The organism is Candidatus Poriferisodalis sp., from assembly GCF_965262965.1.
In the GTDB taxonomy this organism is placed as follows: Bacteria; Actinomycetota; Acidimicrobiia; order Acidimicrobiales; family Poriferisodalaceae; genus Poriferisodalis.
The window spans coordinates 3,999,834-4,018,626 of record NZ_OZ253573.1 but is presented as its reverse complement, the minus strand read 5'-3'; the positions used below and the strand labels follow the sequence as shown (position 1 = coordinate 4,018,626).

Annotated in this window: 15 protein-coding genes; 10 read left to right on the top strand and 5 right to left on the bottom strand. The window is 65.2% G+C overall.

From position 1 onward, the window contains the following. Positions 1–59: 59 nt before the first annotated feature. The 5 genes from ACQY5K_RS19155 (at position 60) to ACQY5K_RS19135 (ending at position 6,196) form a co-directional block, all read left to right on the top strand. Positions 60–1,550 carry a hypothetical protein gene (locus tag ACQY5K_RS19155; RefSeq protein WP_428118739.1) on the top strand — a complete coding sequence of 497 codons (1,491 nt, stop codon included), beginning with the start codon at positions 60–62 and terminating at the stop codon, positions 1,548–1,550. A 78-nt stretch (positions 1,551–1,628) separates the two neighbouring features. Continuing rightward, the gene (locus ACQY5K_RS19150) at positions 1,629–2,762 is read left to right on the top strand and encodes an AAA family ATPase (RefSeq protein ID WP_428118737.1); all 1,134 of its coding nucleotides are present in this window, start codon (positions 1,629–1,631) and stop codon (positions 2,760–2,762) included. A 321-nt stretch (positions 2,763–3,083) separates the two neighbouring features. Continuing rightward, entirely contained in the window at positions 3,084–4,061 is a 978-nt protein-coding gene (locus ACQY5K_RS19145) for a VWA-like domain-containing protein (protein WP_428118734.1), read from the top strand. A 587-nt stretch (positions 4,062–4,648) separates the two neighbouring features. Then, entirely contained in the window at positions 4,649–4,894 is a 246-nt protein-coding gene (locus ACQY5K_RS19140) for a hypothetical protein (protein WP_428118731.1), read from the top strand. Positions 4,895–5,002: 108 nt separating this feature from the next. Continuing rightward, positions 5,003–6,196 carry an ISL3 family transposase gene (locus tag ACQY5K_RS19135; protein WP_428118728.1) on the top strand — a complete coding sequence of 398 codons (1,194 nt, stop codon included), beginning with the start codon at positions 5,003–5,005 and terminating at the stop codon, positions 6,194–6,196. A 151-nt stretch (positions 6,197–6,347) separates the two neighbouring features. Here the strand turns inward: ACQY5K_RS19135 and ACQY5K_RS19130 are convergent, their stop codons facing one another. Next, positions 6,348–9,287: an RNA 2'-phosphotransferase gene (locus ACQY5K_RS19130; RefSeq protein ID WP_428118725.1), complete on the bottom strand. Its 2,940-nt coding sequence runs from the start codon at positions 9,285–9,287 to the stop codon at positions 6,348–6,350. Between the two features lie 201 nt (positions 9,288–9,488). On the opposite strand from ACQY5K_RS19130, the gene ACQY5K_RS19125 reads away from it, so the two are divergent. Together ACQY5K_RS19125 and ACQY5K_RS19120 are read left to right on the top strand one after the other, a co-directional pair. After that, a complete protein-coding gene (locus ACQY5K_RS19125; protein ID WP_428118722.1) occupies positions 9,489–10,463 on the top strand; it encodes an IS30 family transposase in 975 nt (324 codons plus the stop codon). Next, complete coding sequence (locus ACQY5K_RS19120) at positions 10,448–10,621, top strand: hypothetical protein (protein WP_428118719.1); 174 nt, start codon at positions 10,448–10,450, stop codon at positions 10,619–10,621. The genes ACQY5K_RS19125 and ACQY5K_RS19120 overlap by 16 nt, the downstream gene beginning before the upstream one ends. A 754-nt stretch (positions 10,622–11,375) precedes the next feature. On the opposite strand, the gene ACQY5K_RS19115 is transcribed toward ACQY5K_RS19120, so the two are convergent. Together ACQY5K_RS19115 and ACQY5K_RS19110 are read right to left on the bottom strand one after the other, a co-directional pair. Further along, positions 11,376–12,101, bottom strand: a complete 726-nt coding sequence (locus tag ACQY5K_RS19115; RefSeq protein WP_428118716.1) for a hypothetical protein — start codon at positions 12,099–12,101, stop codon at positions 11,376–11,378. 463 nt (positions 12,102–12,564) lie between these two features. Continuing rightward, positions 12,565–13,731 (bottom strand): protein kinase domain-containing protein, encoded by a 1,167-nt coding sequence (locus ACQY5K_RS19110; protein WP_428118713.1) that lies wholly within the window; start codon positions 13,729–13,731, stop codon positions 12,565–12,567. Here ACQY5K_RS19110 and ACQY5K_RS19105 point away from each other — a divergent pair. The 3 genes from ACQY5K_RS19105 to ACQY5K_RS19095 all read left to right on the top strand — a co-directional run bounded on the left by ACQY5K_RS19105 (position 13,618) and on the right by ACQY5K_RS19095 (position 17,021). Then, positions 13,618–14,250, top strand: a complete 633-nt coding sequence (locus tag ACQY5K_RS19105) for an IS30 family transposase (protein WP_428118710.1) — start codon at positions 13,618–13,620, stop codon at positions 14,248–14,250. The two genes, ACQY5K_RS19110 and ACQY5K_RS19105, sit on opposite strands and share 114 nt — an antisense overlap. A 452-nt stretch (positions 14,251–14,702) precedes the next feature. Further along, positions 14,703–15,581, top strand: a complete 879-nt coding sequence (locus ACQY5K_RS19100) for an IS5 family transposase (protein ID WP_428118707.1) — start codon at positions 14,703–14,705, stop codon at positions 15,579–15,581. A 129-nt stretch (positions 15,582–15,710) separates the two neighbouring features. Next, positions 15,711–17,021: an IS1380 family transposase gene (locus ACQY5K_RS19095; protein WP_428118704.1), complete on the top strand. Its 1,311-nt coding sequence runs from the start codon at positions 15,711–15,713 to the stop codon at positions 17,019–17,021. A gap of 373 nt (positions 17,022–17,394) precedes the next feature. Here the strand turns inward: ACQY5K_RS19095 and ACQY5K_RS19090 are convergent, their stop codons facing one another. Then, entirely contained in the window at positions 17,395–18,348 is a 954-nt protein-coding gene (locus tag ACQY5K_RS19090; RefSeq protein ID WP_428114710.1) for a transposase, read from the bottom strand. 104 nt (positions 18,349–18,452) lie between these two features. Beyond that, positions 18,453–18,776, bottom strand: a complete 324-nt coding sequence (locus ACQY5K_RS19085; RefSeq protein ID WP_428114711.1) for a hypothetical protein — start codon at positions 18,774–18,776, stop codon at positions 18,453–18,455. Positions 18,777–18,793 lie beyond the last annotated feature (17 nt).

The following is an 18,793-nucleotide window of genomic DNA, read 5'->3' as shown; positions in this document are numbered from 1 at the left end:
CGCGTGTCGCACCTTGCTGCGGTGGCTGCGTGTGACACCCCCACGCGAGCGTCGCGCCCATGGCAAAGAAGGACAAGCGCGACGCCGTGGTGGTGTGGCCCGAGGGCGATCTGCGCCGTGGGGTGGTCCTCGACGGCACCGAGGTCACGTTGGTACGCCGCGACGGTGCGTGGGGTGTGAGCGACGAGGAGCGGCTGGCGTCGGAGGCGAGGCTGCTGGACGCTCTCGGTCAGCCGAACGAGGCGCTGGAGCGTGCGCGGGGGGTTGTTGGGGCGCTGAACGCGGATCTGGTGCGCCCCGATCAGGTCGGGGGTCTGGCTCGCCGTTTGGCGTGTTTGTGGATGATGGGGCCGCACGGCTATTCGCGGCTTGGCGCCGATGAGCGTGACGCGCTGGCGGTGGCGTGCGCACATCTGTCCAGCGACGCTGCGTTCGGGTTCTTGTCGTGGGTGCTCGCCAAGCGGCTCGAACCGGCACTGGGTCGCACGCCGTGGATGCCGCCGGGCTGGCACAGCTGGAACAGCGCGGCCCGCTGGGAGTTCGACCGAACGATCGCGCAACGGCTGGGATCGGGGTTCTTCGACGCGATGGCCGCGCATGGGGACCGTCGTTTCGGGGACCTGGCGGTCGCAACCGATCCCGACGCGGATCCCCAGCGGCTGGGCGAGCTGTCCGCCGACGGGGACGCGCAGCTGCGCGATCTGGTGGCGGTGAACCCCGCCACGCCGGTCGAAGCGCTCCAACAGCTCAGCAGCGCGCCGGTTCGGAGCTTCTCCGACGCGTTCGTGCGGCTGAGGGTGCTGCAGAACCCGTCGACGCCTGCATGGCTGGTCGCCCTAGCCGCGCTCGGTCCCGTCGATGTGCACTACCGCGAGCCGGATTGGCGCTACGGGCGCGCCGAGGTGTTCCAGCGAGTGTGGGGTGCGCTGCATCCGCGTGCTCCGATGTCGCTGTTGCGCGGTCTGGCTTCGCACAGCGACCCGACGGTGCGCGCCACGGTCGCACGCACACCGCGCACGCCGATCAGGGTGCTCGAGGCGCTCGCCCCGAGCTTGGACACCGAGGTGCGTGCGGGGGTGGCACAGAACCTGCGCGCGTCGGCGAGGCTGCTCGAGGCGCTGGCCGCAGACCGGCACCGAACGGTGCGCGCCGCAGTCGCTGCGAACCCCGCTGCGCCGCCGGGGGCGCTGAGATGGCTCGCCGGGGACGCTGTGGCAGCGGTGCGGGCAGAAGCCGCCATGAACGAGGCGACGCCGCCGGGGACGCTGCGCGTGTTGTGCGATGACGCTGACGTGCTCACGGCGGCCGCGGCCGCAGCCAATCCCAGTACCCACCGCACCGCCATGGGCCCGATCGCTGAGCGGCTCGCCCGCGCCGATGTGTGGCTGGCCCGCGCGATCGCCGCGGACCTTCCCGAGACCCCCGCTGCGGTGCTGGGGCTGCTCGCAGCCGATCCTCGTCGCGAGGTCCGCGAGGGCGCCGCGGGGAATCCACGTACACCCCCGCAGGCGCTGTGGGCGCTCGCGCGGCGCGCCAAGGCCGACCGCTGACCCTCCCATCATGACTGTCACACCCCTGTGGAAGCGTTCGCGGCTTCCCCAGCCGAACCAGGACACAAGGAGACAACGATGAGTGAAACGACTCAGCGGCTCACCCTCGAAGCAATGCAGATCCTGCTCGCCGCACGCGTGCCGGTGCTTTTGTGGGGCGACCCGGGCACCGGCAAGACCACCACGATCGAGAAGTTCGCCGAAGCGGCCGGGTGGGGAGTCGAAACGGTGGTGGCGTCGCTGTATGACCCCACCGACATCGGCGGCCTGCCGGTGCGCACCCCCCAAGGCGTCGTCCTCGAACCCCCCGCGTGGGCGCGACGCGTCGCCGGCAGGGACACCGACACGCTGGTGTTCTTCGACGAGATCAACACCGCCACCCCCGCAACACAGAACGCCCTCATGCGAGTCGTGCTGTCGGGACACGTCGGCGACCTCGACCTCGGCGCCAAAGCCCGGTTCGCAGCAGCAGCAAACCCGCCCGAGCAGAATTCCGGGGCGTGGGAGCTGTCCGCGCCGCTCGCGAACCGGTTCGCGCACCTGCGTTGGCCGCTCGGCGTCGACGAATGGGCCGCCGCCTACCTCGGCGGCTGGCCCGCACCCGAACCGCTCAAGACCCCCGACCCGGACCCGAGCCGAGTGTCGTTCCACCGGGTGATGCAGACCGCGTTCGTGCGGCGCCGCGCCGGGGTGCTGTGCGCACCGCCCGACGGGACCGGCCTCGCAGCCGACAGCGGCGCACAGGGATGGCCGTCTCCGCGCACCTGGGAACGCACCGCCACCTGCCTCGCCGCAGCCGACGCCGCCGGAGCGCAACCCGACGTGAGCACCCTGGTCGCCGAAGCGCTGCTGGGCACCGCCACCGCAGCGGAATACCTCGCGTTCCTCGCCGACCTCGACCTGCCCGACCCCGAAGCGCTGCTCGCCGATCCTGCATCGCTGGTGCTGCCCGAACGGCCCGACCAGCAGCTCGCATGCCTGCACGCCGTCGCCGCCGTGACTGAGCACAACACACCCGCCCGCTGGGCCAAAGGCTTCGAAGTGTGCATCGCCGCAGCCCAACAAGACGCACCCGACATCGCCATGACCGCAGCCCGCACGTTCGCAGCCATCCGGCCCCCACGCGCACGCCTGCCCCAAGACCACGACGTCCTCAACGACGTGTTCCTCGAACAACTCGACCCCGACCTCGACCCCGAAGCAGACCAATGACCCCACACCACAACGACAACAACAACGACGACGACGGCGACGGCCCCGACGCCGAGGCGGCAGTGCAGCAGGCCGCCCTGCGGCGCATGCGCGCCGCCCGCTACTGGATCGCGACCCACTGCCCCTACTACATGACAGCGCTGTTCCGCTGCCCGCTGCGCACCACCAACCACGTCGCCACCGTCGTCATCGACCGCCACTGGCGCATCTGGGCCAACCCGGCCAACATCAACACCCTCACCGTCAAACAGACCGCAGTCGAGCTCATGCACGTCCTCAACCACGCCCTGCGCGGCCACCACCAACGCGCCCAACACACCATTGCCGACCCATTCCTGGCGCTGGCATGGAACGCCGCCGCGGACTGCGAAATCAACGACGACCTCCTCGACGGCCTCCCCTACAAAACAGCCGAACTACCCGACCACTGGCTCACGCCGTGGAAGCTGCACATGGGCGATTCCCAAACAGCCGAGACCTACTACCGGCGCATCCTCGGCGGCGACCGCATCGACCCCGACACCGGCGCCGTCGCCTGGCTCGACCAAGGCTCGGGCGACGTCCACCGCCACAGCAACGACTGCGGATCAGCCGCCACCGGCATCACCCCCCACCGACCCCCACACCCCCAGCGACACACAAGCACGCATGCTGCGCCGACGAACAGCCCAACACGCCCTCGACCACGACCAACAAGACCCCGACACCGTCCCCGAAGTACTCCTGCGATGGGCCCACGAACAGCTCGACCCCCAAATCGACTGGCGCCGAGCTCTCGCCGCCGCTCTGCGCCGCGCCGCCCACCACCGAACCGGCGACAACGACTACACCTGGACCCGACCCCCACGACGCCCCAACCCCCACACCCCCCACGGCGAGATCCTGCGACCCGCCACCAGCCGCCCCATACCCGACCTCGCCGTCATCATGGACACCTCCGGGTCCATGGACCCCGACGACCACAACACAGCCATCGCCGAGATCGACGCCATCTGCACCCGCGTCACACCCGGACACCACATCGACTACTACGCCGTCGACACCAAAACCCGAGCCCGCCAACGCATCACCAACACCCGCCAACTCCCCCTCCACGGAGGCGGCGGCACCGACATGGCCGCCGGCATCAACACAGCCGCCCAAACCAAACCCACCGCCATCATCGTGCTCACCGACGGACACACACCCTGGCCTGACCAGCCACCACCCGGCCGACCCACCACCATCGCCGTCCTCATCGGCGACGACGCACCCACCCTCGACATCCCCCACTGGATCCAAACCATCCACATCAACTGACCCCCGCCCCAGCGACGTCGACCGCACCCCGCACAACACACAGGTCATCGGACCCGCAGAAACCTCCTTGCGAGCGTCACCTCAGATCGCGACACTCGCGTCGCATGGCCCAGCCCCGACTCGCCTCTTGCACCCGGCACCCCAAACGGCGCTCCCCGCCGCGCGGCACACCCCGGCTGTGGATCCCGCACCGAACCAAACCCTGAACCCGACCGACACCGATCCGCCCGCCGCCGGACCCCGCCGCCGACACCGATCCGCAAACGCGTCACACCACACACATAGGGTCGCGCCCGGTTGTTATCACCGCTCACGGTGCAATCGACGAGGGCGAAGACGCAATGCGCGCGCTGAGCTATCCGCTGGAGCGCCAAGGCGGCGCTCGGCTGTTCGGAGGGTGGACGCCGATAGCCGTGTGGCTCGAAGGCATCGAGATGCCCTCGGCGTGCGTTCGCGCACGTCGAAGCGTGCCGCAAGACCGATTGGCATCGTGGTTGGCACCGATCAGAGCACGATTTCACGATGAGCCGCGCCAACGATCCATGTGGCACGCATCGAATGACCCAACAGCCTCAAACACCGACCACATGAGCCGCGAGACCATCCGGCAAATGCACCTCGAACTGGAGCAGAGAGGTCGAGAGAGTCAGTTCGAGCGTGTGTCCGTCCGTTCCGAGCGCTACGAGGACTACAGAGCGGGCGACATGGACGACCTGGAACACCGCGAGCTTGAGAGGCTCGAAGTCGAGCGCCGGAACGATTTCTTGGAATGGGCATCCGACTGGGATCGCTACATCAGCGACGACGGATTCGAGGACGGAATCGACGATTAGTCGGCTCTTCGTCTTTTGTTGGGATGAGGGTGGGTTGAGGGTCCGCTTGTAGGGGTCGAGGCCCTGGGGGGATCGGTGTTGTTGGACGCCGAACCCTGGAGGGCCTCGATGAAGCGTGATGTTATGTCGGTGCGGCTGTGGCTGCCGCGGACCGAGGTGCTGGGGGTGATCGTCGACGCGCCCGGGGAGCTGGTGGTGCGGGTGGCCTCGACTGTTCGCCGACCGAGGTGTCCCGATTGGGGGACCCCGAGCGGCAAGGTCCACGACCGCCGGGACAACAAGGTGCGGGACTTGGAGGTGTCGGGGCGGCCGGCCACGCTGGTCTGGGAGCGGCGGCGGCTGGTGTGCGAGCCGTGCGCCAGCCGCTTCGTCGAGGACCATCAGGGGTTCGAGGGCCGCGTCACGGCGCGTCTGGCCCGCCGGCTGGTCAAAGACGCCCGTGCGATGACGGTCAACGCGGCAGCGAAACGCCACCAGGTGGGCTGGAAGCTGGTGAATGCGCTGGTGGTCGCATGGGCGGGGCTGGTCGGCGAGCACCGCCGCCGGCAAAGATGCCGGGTGCTGGGGGTGGACGAGACCTCGATCCGCAAGCGGCACCGCTACGTGACGGTGATCGTCAACGGCGACACCGGCGAGGTGCTCGCCATGGTGCCCCACCGCGACACCCAGGCGCTCAGCGGCTTTCTGGCCGCCCAAGGGCCCCGATGGTGCAAAGCCGTGAAGGTCGTCGTCTCCGACGGCTCGGCGGCGTACAAAGCAGCGATAGAGGCGCGGCTCGGCCACGCCCGCCATGTGCTGGACCGGTTCCACGTCGTCAGATGGTTCCAAGCCGGCCTGACCGCGGTGCGCCGCGACATCCAGCGCCGCCCCGAAGGCTCGGTGCCAGCGTTCGATCCCGAGGTGTTCCGAGCGCGGTTCTTGCTGATGCGCCGGCCCGACAAGCTCGACGCCGGCGAGCGGGCACGCCTCGACGCGTTGTTCGCCGCCCATCCGCGGCTCAAAGCAGCCTGGGACGCGCTCGGCGAGCTGCACAACCTCTATCTCGCCACCGACCGCAAGGGCGCCCTCGAGGCGCTCGAGCGGTTCGCTGACATCTACGGCACCGGCGACATCCCCGAGTTCAGCAGCATCGTCGACACGTTCCTCACTTGGCACAACCAGATCCTCGACTGGCACCACACAGGGCGGCCCAGCAACGGACGCATCGACCGAACCAACAACCTGCTCCAAGTCCTGCGACGCCGAGCCCACGGCTTCACCAACTACGCCAACTTCGAAGCCCGCGGCCTCCTCCTAACATGAACCCCGCCGAATCCAGCAGCCCCAATCCCAAAAAAACGCGAAGGGCCCGCAAAGCTCATCTACGACGTCGCCACCTGCGTGAAAGACTGGGTGCCAAACAGGCACGACAATCAAAGACATCAGATCTCAAGAAACTAGGCTTCTGCCAGATTCATTTGACCAAAACGTCGGTGAGCCAATCTGGCGGTTCCGCGATCGCCGCAAACGGATTAAGGACTTCTATCGTTTCCGAAGGTGCTTCGTCCGCCGTCCAAATCGCGTCCGCGACACTTTGCAGCGATTCGATCTCACCCGTCCTTATTGCGAGTAACGCAGGTCTCTCGTGGCGATTGGCAACTTCGAGGGCCTCGATCGGGTTGACCGTTAAGTGAACCTTCTCACGACCCATGGGCCGAAGGCCGTCAACCGAGATATCGTCGAGTGCCGTCCACGACGTTCCATGGAATAATAGTTCTGGGATCTCGACATCTAGATCTGGTAGGTCCAATACTGGAATAGAGTGACCGTACAGAGCTCGAATTCGGTTACCATCAACTTCAAATCGTGGTTCAGCCGGATGGGTAGCAGTCGCCCGCACTTCATCCGCCGAAAACCCGACCGTAGCTTCCAGCTCGGAAATATCCACAAACCCACCATCATCGATTTCCAAGCCCACTTCAAGCGCACGATGCCGAAGAATTGTAGATAGGCGTTTACTTCGTCGACGGTGGGTGGCATCCAAGTCGCCCGAACCGACATGAAGCGGTTGTCCTAAGGCCTCGACCAAGGCTTCTGCTGGCAGCACCACATCTTCGTCACTCGAACGCGTCGCGAGATGCCGAGCAAGTTGACGAGCATGTGAATGCCGCGCTTTTGAAGCACTCGCGGAGGATGCGACCCAAGTGGCTCGCAAGAGTGCAAACCAGTCATAAGCTTGTATAACGCGTCGCGACGAGATCTCGCATTCCAGGAACGAGACGTACCGCCGCACAAGGTCGCGCCGAACGGCAAAACCGCCTTCATCAACAGGCAAGAGCGCGCAGTCTTCAATGAGCTGGGCGAGGTCGTGCCCTACGGGAAGATACGACGCAGCTTCTAAGTCGAAAGCGATAAGGCGATCCATGCTGTCCACGGACCAATTGCTCGCGTGGGCGTCGCGTTTTCTGACGAGTGGCAGGTCGTCTGGCAACCCTCGGTGCATCAAGTTAACGAAGGCTTCCGCTTCCTCTAAATTGCGAAAAAGCGTGCGGCTCCACAGTTTTACTCCTTCCTTGAGTTTTCGCCACGCGGAGCGACCTCTCTCACCGAGGCCGATGGTGCGGTGGAAAATAGCTAATAGTTGTACACAATCATTCAAGTGTCCCGCAGCGGACACGCGATCTAGATCAGACAACAAAGTGCCCATTTGTCGTTCGATTACGTGGACATATTCACCGGTTTGGAGTTGCACGATAGCGAGAGACTGAGGCACCAGAAAGCGATCTGCAACGTTCGCTTGAGCAACTGCAGTATCTAGAGCGTGGAGCACTTCAGCTTCTCTAATTGCACTCGCCTTTTGCACTGTGGGTTTGAAGACGAGTGAAACCGCAAGATCTCCACGGGCATCTTCGATCGCAAAGACGCTACTTCGGCCGCCGAGGTCAGTTCGACGATATTCGGCAGCTTGGACGACTTGCGTCGCAGCGTCATGCCACGGTTCGATTTCATCATACGCGCGCGCTTCGTTGAATCCCAATTCTGACGCGAGAGTGAGCGCTCGAGCTAAATTCACCCGCGGCAGTGGCCATTCGGGGTAAGTCTCAACTAGCCGCTCAGACTCTTTGACCGCCTCGGTCATGAACTCGCTATCTCGTGAAGCCGACGCACGTAAGAGGAGTGCTTCTGCATAGCCGAATTCAAGATAGCGGTCTGCGGTCAGGTCCATAGCCTCGCGTGCGATGTGCACAGCCCACGAAGCGTCCCCGCGAGCGTACTCATCATTACGAAGAGCACTATCGCGTAAGACGCCAAAGAGTACCTGTTGTGCAACGATATTGGGCCGCTGATTTTCTGCTTTCAGATCTCGTTGCATTGCACCGAGCGTGTCGGTGACTATCCCGCGAAGCTTGTCGCGATTCGCATCCGTCATCTGAACCAGTTCAGTAAGAAATCCATACGGAAGCCGGATTTGTCTGCTATGCAAAGGGCAAGGTTCCAAGTACGACGCGAGGGCAAGATTCTCGACTAGCGCTTTTTGTACCCATTCTACGCCCGTTTGAGGCTGCGTATGGTCAGCATAGGCGCGGGCTGCATTCAGATCCTCGTTAGAGCCTATCGCATCTGTCTCTTTGCGGAATGTACTTCGTTTCAGATATAGCTCGGCGAGTTTGAGATTGGCGCGGTGTTCTAGACTGGGTTCGCAGTTCGCGAAGAACGCGTGACGCCCCACAATCGTGTTAATAGCTGCTTCAAGGTTATCATCGTCTCCCGTAGCATCAAATTGCTGTGCGTACAGCTCCGTCAAGTACAGTTGCGCTTCGGGGTCGGTATTGCCAACCGTGATCGATTTATGTTGAAACTGAAGTGCTCGAGCCAGAATCCGGGCATCAGTTCTTCTCCATCTTGAGGAAAAGGCAACCGCAACCGCGTATTTTCCCAGAGCTTCCATTTGCTCAGTTCTGCCTAGATGTCCTGTGGAAAGCGCGAACAAGAATTCTTGTTGTGCATCCAACATGTAGTTGACGGCGTTATCGATGCGGGCGTGTGCGTAGTGTTGCCGACCGCCATCATAGAGCTCGCGCGCAGTATTCAGAGAGCATCGCGCCAAGACAACGCTGTAGTCTTCATTTAGATGGCTATTGAGAAGCGGAGCTGCCTGCGCCAAACTAGACCGCATTTGTTCCAGGATTACTATCAATTCTGTAGTTGTATGCCGTGTTCGTGACTTGGGCTTGTTGATCCAATACCGAATAGCATCACGCGTTCCTGCATGCCGCAAGATTGAGTGCTGGATTTCGAGTGGCATCGAGATAGCGTCCAACTCGCCAAGCGTTCGCTGGTCTTCGAGAAGTCCAAGCTTACGTAGACGTTGCGCGAGCTTCACATTGAGCCAATCATCTCGCTCAGGGTTCATTGCTCCACTCAATCAACGGTGTGATTTCAAACGGCCCGGGATTGATTGTAGCCAATGGGCCAATTGTTGTCATCGGCGCTTGAATTCAATAGTGCTTAAAGTTGTATTCATCAAAGGTGCGCGAACTCCATCGGTGGTTGCAAGTGAACGGTCATGATGACCGTTGCCAACACGTGCAGCCGACCGATGGAGGTGTCCAGTATGGCAGCGAGGCTGAGTTTGGATGAGCGGGTGTTCGTCGAGTCGTCGTTCGGGGCGGGCCGCAGCGTCGCGGACGCAGCGCGGCGGCTGGGTCGTGACCCGTCGGCGGTGCATCGCGAGCTGGCCCGCTGCAGCGGGCGGGCGGGCTATGACGCCCGCGCGGCGCACGCGTCGGCGTGTGCGAGGGCGAGACGGGCGCGGATGCCCAAGCTGGCGGTTGATCGGGTGCTGGCCGCCGCGGTCGATGAGCGCTTGAGGCTGCGCTGGTCACCGCATGCCGCGGCGGCGGACCTGCGCGAGTCGGGCATGAGCGTGTGCGCGGAGACCATCTACCGGGCGTGCTACGCGAACGACGCGCGCAGCGGCTTGCCCGCCGGCTCCTGGGCGAAGCTGCCGCGGCGCGCCCGGCGCCGTCGGCCGCGCAGCGTCGCGCAGGCCCAAAAGCCCAGCCCGCTGGGGGAATACCGGCCGATAGCCGACCGGCCCGCCGACGTCGAGGACCGTGCAGAGCCCGGCCACTGGGACCGCGACCTCATCGTCGGCAAAGCGAACCGCACCGCTGCGGTCACGCTCGCCGAGCGCACCAGCCGCTACACGGTCACCGCAGCGCTGCCCGACGGCTACAGCGCGCCCCAAGTCGCCGCGGTGGTCACCGCGGCTCTGGGCTGCCAGCCTGGCGGGCCGGTGCGCACGCTCACCTGGGACCAAGGCCGCGAGATGGCCCGCTGGGCCGACGTCGAGGCCGCGCTCGGCATCGAGGTGTTCTTCTGCGAGGCGCGCTCGCCGTGGCAACGGCCCACCAACGAGCACACCAACGGGCTGCTGCGCCGATGGCTCCCCAAAGGCACCAGCCTCGACATCGGACAACTGCGCCTTGCGGTCATCGAGGACAAACTCAACCACATGCCACGCCGACTCCACGACTGGCAATCAGCCGCCGACATCTACACTCAACTCACTTGCAACCACCGGTAGAGCTTGCCCTGCTACAGGAGAACGTCCACCCCAAGGTCGTCAGCGGACGCCTCGGCCACTCCAGCATCGCCTTCACCATGACCGTCTACCAACACGTCATGCCCGGCATGCAAGCCGAAGCCGCCGCCACCTTCGGCGCCGCCGTGTTTGGACCGTAGTACTGTCGAGGCCTACCGCGTCCAGTAGTCTTCGCGCAGTGGGCCCGATAGCTCGGCGGAGAAGCTACTGATGTCGGCTCAGCGCGTCTTTGCGTCAGAAGCTCAGATGACCGAGCCAATGACGGAGGCGATCCCTCGGCTTCACACAGGAGGATCGATCGACGCCGTGACACTGGAGCAGCGAGGCGGGCTCAAGGTCCCCGATCTCGTCGCAGCGACTCTTTCTCCGTCGGTGATCGACGCGCTGCATCAGCGTTCCTCGCTGGTTCTAGGACAAGGTCACATCCGGGTGCTAACTGCGGTCCATTCCTCAAGGCCGATCCGGCAGGAGACCCTCGCTAGACGAAGTGGAATCCCCACCAAGACCTTGCGCGACTCGGTATTACCGGGCTTGGTCGATCTTGGACTCCTGGAGAACCGCCCGGACGGACTCGTTTGCGGCTCAGGCGCATGGACGCCAGCGGCAAGGAGGCTCACCACGGTTGAACTCAAGCTGAGGGACTGGCGACGAGCACTCCACCAGGCGTTCCGGATACAGCGGAGCGTCGACTACAGCTGGGTCGTGATGGATGCCGCGCGATCAGCGGCCGCGCGAGACAATCTGGACCGCTTCCGCGAGTTGGGTGTCGGACTTGCAACGCTCCAGGCAGGGAGCGGGGAACTTGAAGTGGTGTGCAGAGCAAGGTTGATCCGCCACAGAACCAAGTGGCTGCGGCACTACTTCGCGGAATGCTTGATCCAGGACCTGGGACCGCTAGGCCAGTCCTGCCCAGAGCGCGAGGTGTCCCCCGTCGATGTCTTGGCGGAGCGGCGCGGGAAGCCGCTCCCACATCTGGCTCGCGTCGGCTAGGCGCCCCTTGATCAATAGACGCCGCGTTCCGGCTGGGACGCCGGAGAGCGCCAGATCCTCCGCCCTCGCGGCCCGCAACTGGTGCATCCGGGCGAGGGGCTTGGTGAACACCCCGGCCATCTCCACGCAAGATTCGCAACCACAGGCCGCGTACCCGTCAACCTCTTCGAGGGACGGGCCCAGGTCGTACTCCCGTCGCGTGATCAGCTGCACATCGTGGATCCGGTCGATCTGAGGCGGTGGGTTCATCGGGGTCGGCACGCGATCGAACCATGAGGACTGCGTGGCACCGCAGGAGTAGTGAACATCACCCCAACTTCGGGCGAGCCAGCCGACCCAGCCGCTATTCGGTAGCAGGACTGTGATGCCGTTCGAGGAACATGCCTGGACGATCTCCCTTAGGCCCTCTAGGTAGAGTCGATCTGTGATCGGCGGGAGTTGAGACTGGAAGCAGCGAAGAAGCACTGCCGGCGGCGCAAGTCCAATCAACGCATTGGCCAACCGGGTGATGCCTTGCTCGGTCCGGGTGAACTCCGAACCGACACAGAAGCTCGGGATCAGTAAGCTGTAGTCCGCCGCGAGCGTGGTATAGGTCTCGCAGACTGCATCGATGTCTCGATCAGTGACCATGGACTCGATCATCGGACAGGGCGAGACCAAGACACTCGGGGTGCGCTTAGCTTGTACGAACAGGGCGGCCGCGTGGTCGATCGAACGACGCATCCACGACAGCCACTCATCTTGTGACTCGGGCCGCCGCTGAGCTGGAGGGTCGGCGGCCTCGACGCTCTCCCCTCCAGGTTCGGCAACAGAGTCAGCCGGGGAGGGCTCGCTCTCATCATCTTCGTGGAGGCCGGCGAGCCAAGGAAAGTAGCGGCGGGCGCGGGCTGTCGGTTGACGATCCAACAAGTAGCCACACGGGTCGAGGTACACGCGACCATCTGTGCAAGCGCGCGCCGTCTCGACCAAGTTCTCGTGCGTCGTAACCGGCGCAAGAACAATGCCTGGCGCGCCTTCCGGAGACTCCCCCCACTCCTGATGAAGTGACAGAAGCTCTTCCCGATAGTTCGCCGAGAGTTGTAGCCAGAGCCCTTCAGGAAGATTCACCACTCTGCTCCTTCGCTAGATCGGCGAGCGCTGAGCGCGCGGCCGGTCGCTTGTATGCTGCGTACTCGGTCATTCGCAAGAGAAGATCCCGAATGCCCCCACGGATCGAGGGAGGGATTCCCATCTCTGAACGCAAGATCTCCAGATAGTCGTCGGGCAGCGTGCCACCAGTTCCGAGGTATGGGTGAACGCCAGCAACGGCCTCCACCGCGATCAGGCCCACGGCCCACACATCGCTTCGATCGAGCGCGGGTTCCGATCTGAGCTGTTCCGGAGCTGAATATCTGACTGTCCCTCCGTACCACGGGTACTGCGTCAACGAGCTGTCCGGCCCGAGGCGGCACAGCCCCAGATCGATAATCACGGGGGTCGAAGGATCCCCGTCAACGAGGACAACATTCTCAGGCTTCATGTCTCGATGAACGACGTGTGCGTCAGCCAACGCACGCAGGCCCCGCAGGAGTCCAGCGAGTAGCTCAGCCCCACGAGCTGGCCCCAGCCCTTCCGGCGGCAGCGCGGTGCGGAGATTGGGTCCTTCAACGAGCCCACCAAGCAGGAATGGACGCTCCGCGCCGCCGCACCCAACGACCCCGGACTGATGGAGTCTCATCACGTGTGGCGAATCGACGCGCTTCAGGCCCTCAACCTCGCGGACGAATCGTCGTGGATCGTGAGGCCGGACGAGCACCTTCAAAGCGACGTCGCCGAATTCCTCGGACGTGGCTCGCCAACACTCGCCCGACCCTCCCGGCTCTCCGAGCGGCTCGATGTCGAAAAGGCTCGGGAAAGCTGAGGCGACATCGTCCGCCGATAGGACACGCTCCACGAGACCAGTAAAGCAGCTTCGACGGCTGACGGAGGCTCTGTCTCTTCCGGTGCGTCGGGAGTCTCCCGGCCAGGAGAGCCACCCCAAACCGGCTCGAACCGGTCCAAAATCCAACCCAGTGTCGGACCGTCGGCGAACTCCATCGGTGGTTGCAAGTGAACGGTCATGATGACCGTTGCCAACACATGCAGCCGACCGATGGAGGTGTCCAGTATGGCAGCGAGGCTGAGTTTGGATGAGCGGGTGTTCATCGAGTCGTCGCTCGGGGCGGGCCGCGGCGTCGCGGACGTAGCGCAGCGGCTGGGCCGTGATCCGTCGACGGTGCATCGCGAGCTGGCGCGCTGCGCCGGGCGGGCGGGCTATGACGCCCGCTCGGCGCACGCGTGGGCGTGTGCGAGGGCGCGGCGCGTTCGGGCCTCGAAGCTTGCGGACGATGCGGTGCTGGCCGCTGCGGTCAATGAGCGCTTGGGGCTGCGTTGGTCCCCGCACGCGACCGCGGCGGACCTGCGCGAGTCGGGCATGAGCGTGTGCCCGGAGACCATCTACCGGGCGTGCTACGCGAACGACGCGCGCAGCGGCTTGCCCGCCGGCTCCTGGGCGAAGCTGCCGCGGCGCGCCCGGCGCCGTCGGCCGCGCAGCGTCGCGCAGGCCCAAAAGCCCAGCCCGCTGGGGGAATACCGGCCGATAGCCGACCGGCCCGCCGACGTCGAGGACCGTATAGAGCCCGGCCACTGGGACCGCGACCTCATCGTCGGCAAAGCGAACCTCACCGCCGCGATCGTGATCTCGCCGCGCAACACAGCCAGCACGATTCTCGTCTTGTCTTCCACGGACTTGGCGGGCTGACGGCCCATCAGGGTTCTCCTTCAGGTCAGCACCAAACAACGACCTGTCTCAAAAAGCCTGACACGGGACAACGACAGCTAGGTGCCCCAAGCAAGGCCGCTGCGTCATCCTGAGACCGTCCCCGAGGCAGGCCATCTGCTCATCGCTCGACTGCTGGGCGTCGATGGCGATGTGGTTCTCGCTGGTCGGTGGCTCGAGCAAGACGAGGTGATGCTCTGGCCTCCGGTCCTGGCCACAACGCGTTCCGCGAATCGACCAAACGCGTTCCGCGGTCACTCAGAAGCAACTCGCTGACCTGCGAGAACACAGTTTCGCGCCAACCCCACGAGGGCGGGGTGTGTGCGAAATGTAGTACGGAATACGGTGCGGAATTAAGAGGCCGCGCGGATTGGCCATCCACGGGTTGGCTGGTTCCCCGGTGTATTGGTCGGGTTGTCCGAACAAGACAACCCGTGGAGGCCGGTTTCATCATGCGCGCTTTGGAGCCTGAGGTGGTGGATGTGATCTGGGCGGCGGTGGAGCCGATGCTGCCTGTGCGGCCGGTGGGCGGCCCTGGCAGGGGGCATCGGCCCCGGATACCGGACCGGCTGTGCTTTTGGGGGATCCTGGTGCGGCTGGCCACGGGCTGCTCGTGGCAGTGCGCGGAGGCGCTGCTGGGATGGCAGGTGTCGGACACGACGCTGCGGTCGCGCCGCGACGAGTGGGTCGCTGCGGGCGTGTTCGAGCGGATCGCGGCCGAAGCGATCGCCGCCTATGACCGGATCGTGGGTCTCGACCTCGATGACGTGTGCATCGACGGGTCCACCCACAAAGCTCCCTGCGGTGGGGAAGGGACCGGCAAAAGCCCCGTTGACCGGCGCAAATCAGGCTGGAAGTGGTCGATCGCGATCGACGGGGCGGGGATCGCGGTCGGGTGGGCCGCCGCGGGCGCGAACCGCAACGACATCATGCTGTTCGACCCGACCGTGGCCGAGATCGAACGGCGGGGGCTGCATCACGACACCGAGACCTTGCACCTCGACCGCGGCTACTGGGGCGCCCGCGTCGACCGGTCAGCCGCCGCGGCGGGCATCTGCGATCTGGTGCGGCCCCCCAAACGCAGACCCGGCCACGACGGCCCCGCAGAACCGGTCACAGCGCCGCTGGGGCTGCGCTGGCGCGTCGAGCGAACCAACTCATGGCTGTCCAACTACGGCCAACTGCGACGAAACACCGACCGCAAACCCGAGCACCGCCTCGCCCAACTCGCCCTCGCCGTCGCCTTGATCATCACCATCAAACTCATCGACCACCGCAACCGCTGGCAACCCCACAACCGCCCAACCCGCTAACGCTCTAAGCCTGAATCCACCGGTGTGGTGGGTGTGTGGGGGTTGCCGCGTCCGCGAAAAAGGCCTCCTGATCTGCGACGATTGTGATGTCGAAAGCCACATTCGTCTCAAAAACAGGAGGCACTTTTTGTGTCTGGATCATCGCGCAGGCTGGACCGGTTCGCAACGACGTTCGACCATGAAGGCCTGGTGGCCAACGCGGGCCTGATCCTGGCGGGAACGCTGATGGACCGTCTGGGTCTGTTGGGGCTGATCGAGCGGTGGGTACGCACCGGTTCCGCGAACCCAGGCCCGAAGATCTGCACGGTGGTCGCCGCGATGCTCGCTGGCGGCACTCACATCGATCATGTCGAGATGCTGCGCGCCGGGCGCACCGGGAGGGTGCTGGGGTTCGCCCCGATGGCGCCGTCCACGGTGGGGTCGTTCTTGCGGACGTTCACGTTCGGTCACGTCCGCCAGCTCGAAGCGGTGGCGTCGCGCACGCTCGCTCGCGCATGGCAGTTGGGAGCAGGCCCGGGCCGTGCGCCGCTGACGGTCGATGTGGACTCCACGGTCTGCGAGGTCCACGGCAAACAAAAACAAGGAGCCGCGTACGGCTACACCAGCATGCTCGGCTATCACCCGCTGCTCGCTGCACGCGCCGACACCCGCGAGGTGCTCGGCGCACGCATGCGCAAAGGCTCCGCGGGGTCGTCGCGAGGCGTGGCGCGCTTCGTCGACGAGCTCGTCGCGAACCTGCGACGCGCCGGGGCGACCGGGCCGACCACGGTGCGCGCCGACTCGGGATTCTGGTCCCGCAAACTGATCGACCGTCTCGACGCCCACGACATCAAATGGTCGATCACCGTCGCCCTCAGATCCTCTGTGCGCACAGCGATCCAAGCGATCAGCGACGACGCGTGGGCCGACATCGACTACACCAAAGACGGCCACGCCCAAGTCGCCGAGACGACCTATGCCACCGGCCGCGGCAAAGCCAAGCGCACCGTTCGTCTCGTGGTGCGCCGCACCCGCCTCGCCAACAGCGCACAGCGACGGCTGTGGCCCGACTGGCGGCACCACGCATTCAACGCCAACACCGAACACGACACCGCCGCCGCGGACGAGTTCCACCGCGGCCACGCCGTGGTCGAGCTCGCCATCCGCGACCTCAAAGAAGGCACCGGACTCGAACACGTCCCCTCAGGCCACTACGCAGCGAACTGCGCACCGCTCGCCTGCGCCGCACCCGCCCACAACATCGGCCACTGGACCGACACGCTCGCCGGCGCGCCGGCGGCCACGAACCGCTCGCGCCGCACCCGACTCGTCGCACTCGCCGCCGTGCTGGTCAACCGATCAGGCACACCCACCCTGCGATACCCCGCCCGCTGGCCCTGGGAAACACAATTCACAGCCACACTCAACGCTCTCAGGGCTCTGCCCGGACCCTCCGGCTAAACAGCACAGCCCGGAACTGACGCCCCCACACAAACCCAGCGTCGACAACCCCAAACCACACCCGCACCCCTAGCCGAACACGCCCAAACACACCAAACCACACCCCCAACAACCCGACGCGACCCCAACCCGCCACCAGCCCGCGAAACCCGCGCTCACCAACAACCAATCGGTGGATTCAGGCTAAGAGCGTTAGCGGATTGGGCGGTTGTGGGGTTGCCAGCGGTTGCGGTGGTCGATGAGTTTGATGGCGATGATCAAGGCGACGGCGAGGGCGAGTTGGGCGAGGCGGTGCTCGGGTTTGCGGTCGGTGTTTCGTCGAAGTGAGGTGTGTCTGAGTCTTCCGCGGAGATCGGCTGAGAAATGAACCAAGTCATGCTGTGTTCTCGGGGTTGTTGGTGGTGGTCCGGCGGTTGTGGTCGAGCCGTCGTGTGCGGGCTCGTTGGAGGCCTTGCCGGCGGGCCTCGCGGATCGGTTCTCCTCGTTGGTGGTGTTCGTCGTCGGGGGTGACGTAGCCGAGCGCTTCGTGCAGCCGGACTTCGTTGTAGTCGATCCGGATGCGTGCCAGCTCTGTGTCGAGCAACGCCGGGTCGGTGATCTCGTCGAGGTGGGGCCATTCGTGCTTGATGTGCCCGAAGAAACTCTCGATCCAGGCTTGGTCGGTGGGGGTGTGGGGTCGGCCGTGGTGTTGGGCGATGGCCATCATCGCCATGTAGGCGCGGGTGTCGTGGCTGGTCATGGCCGGGCCGTTGTCGGACACGGCGAGCAGGATCGGCCGGTCGGGGTCGTCGATGTCGAGATCGAGGCGGTCGTCGGTGAGCAGCTCGTCGAGATCTTGGGCTAGCAGCGCCTGGTCGAAGATGACGCGCACTTGGGTGGAGGTCTCCTCGGTCGAGACCAGGGTGGTGATCCAGTAGCGGGAGACCATGTCGACGATGGCGAACACGCAGCGCCGGGCCCGCCCGAAGTGGGTGACGTCCCAGATCCAGATCCTGTTCGGTTCCCAGACCAGCCAGTGGGGCCACGGCGTCTTGGGCCGCCGTGGTGTCGGCGGCTGTTCGGGCAGCACAAGCCCGTGGGCAGCCAGAACGCGCCGAAACGTCGAGGGGGCCACCCACACCCGGCCCACATAGGAACCGCGGTGGGCGAGCTTGCGGTGCGACCGGTCGACCGGTCCCCACTCTTCAGCGACAGCGAGGACCTCCGCGACTTCGTCGGCCAGCACCGCATGCACCGGCGCGCCGCCCGGGGCGAGGTCGCTGAGCGTGCCCAGCTCGCGTCGGCGGGCCCGCCAGCGGTGCACCCGGTCGTCGGAGACCTGCCACACACCGGTGGCCCATGTGTGCCAGAACCCGGCGGCAACGGCGTCGTCGACGGTGTTGAGGACCAGCTCTTTGGCCTCGGCGGGGACTCTCGCCGGGACCGGTCCGTTCAGTCCCAGCCGGATTTTCCCCGGACAATGGCCAACTCGATCGCTTGGACCTTGATCGCCTCGGTGAGCTGACCGATCTCTGCCCGGGCCGCTTCGAGCTCCCAGTTCCGTTCGGTGGCCGGGCGACCCGGTTTGCGGGCCAGCGCAGCCAGCGCCGCGTCCTTCACCGTCCGGCGGATGGAGATGATCGTCGACACATCGACCCCCCACTTCCGGGCGGCGTCGGCCTGGGTGATCTCTCCGCCCGCGACCTGCAAGTAGATCTCCCACTTCGTCTCCGCGGACAGCTTCTTCGGTCGACGCCGACCCTCGCTGACAGTCATCTGATGCTCCTTCACGC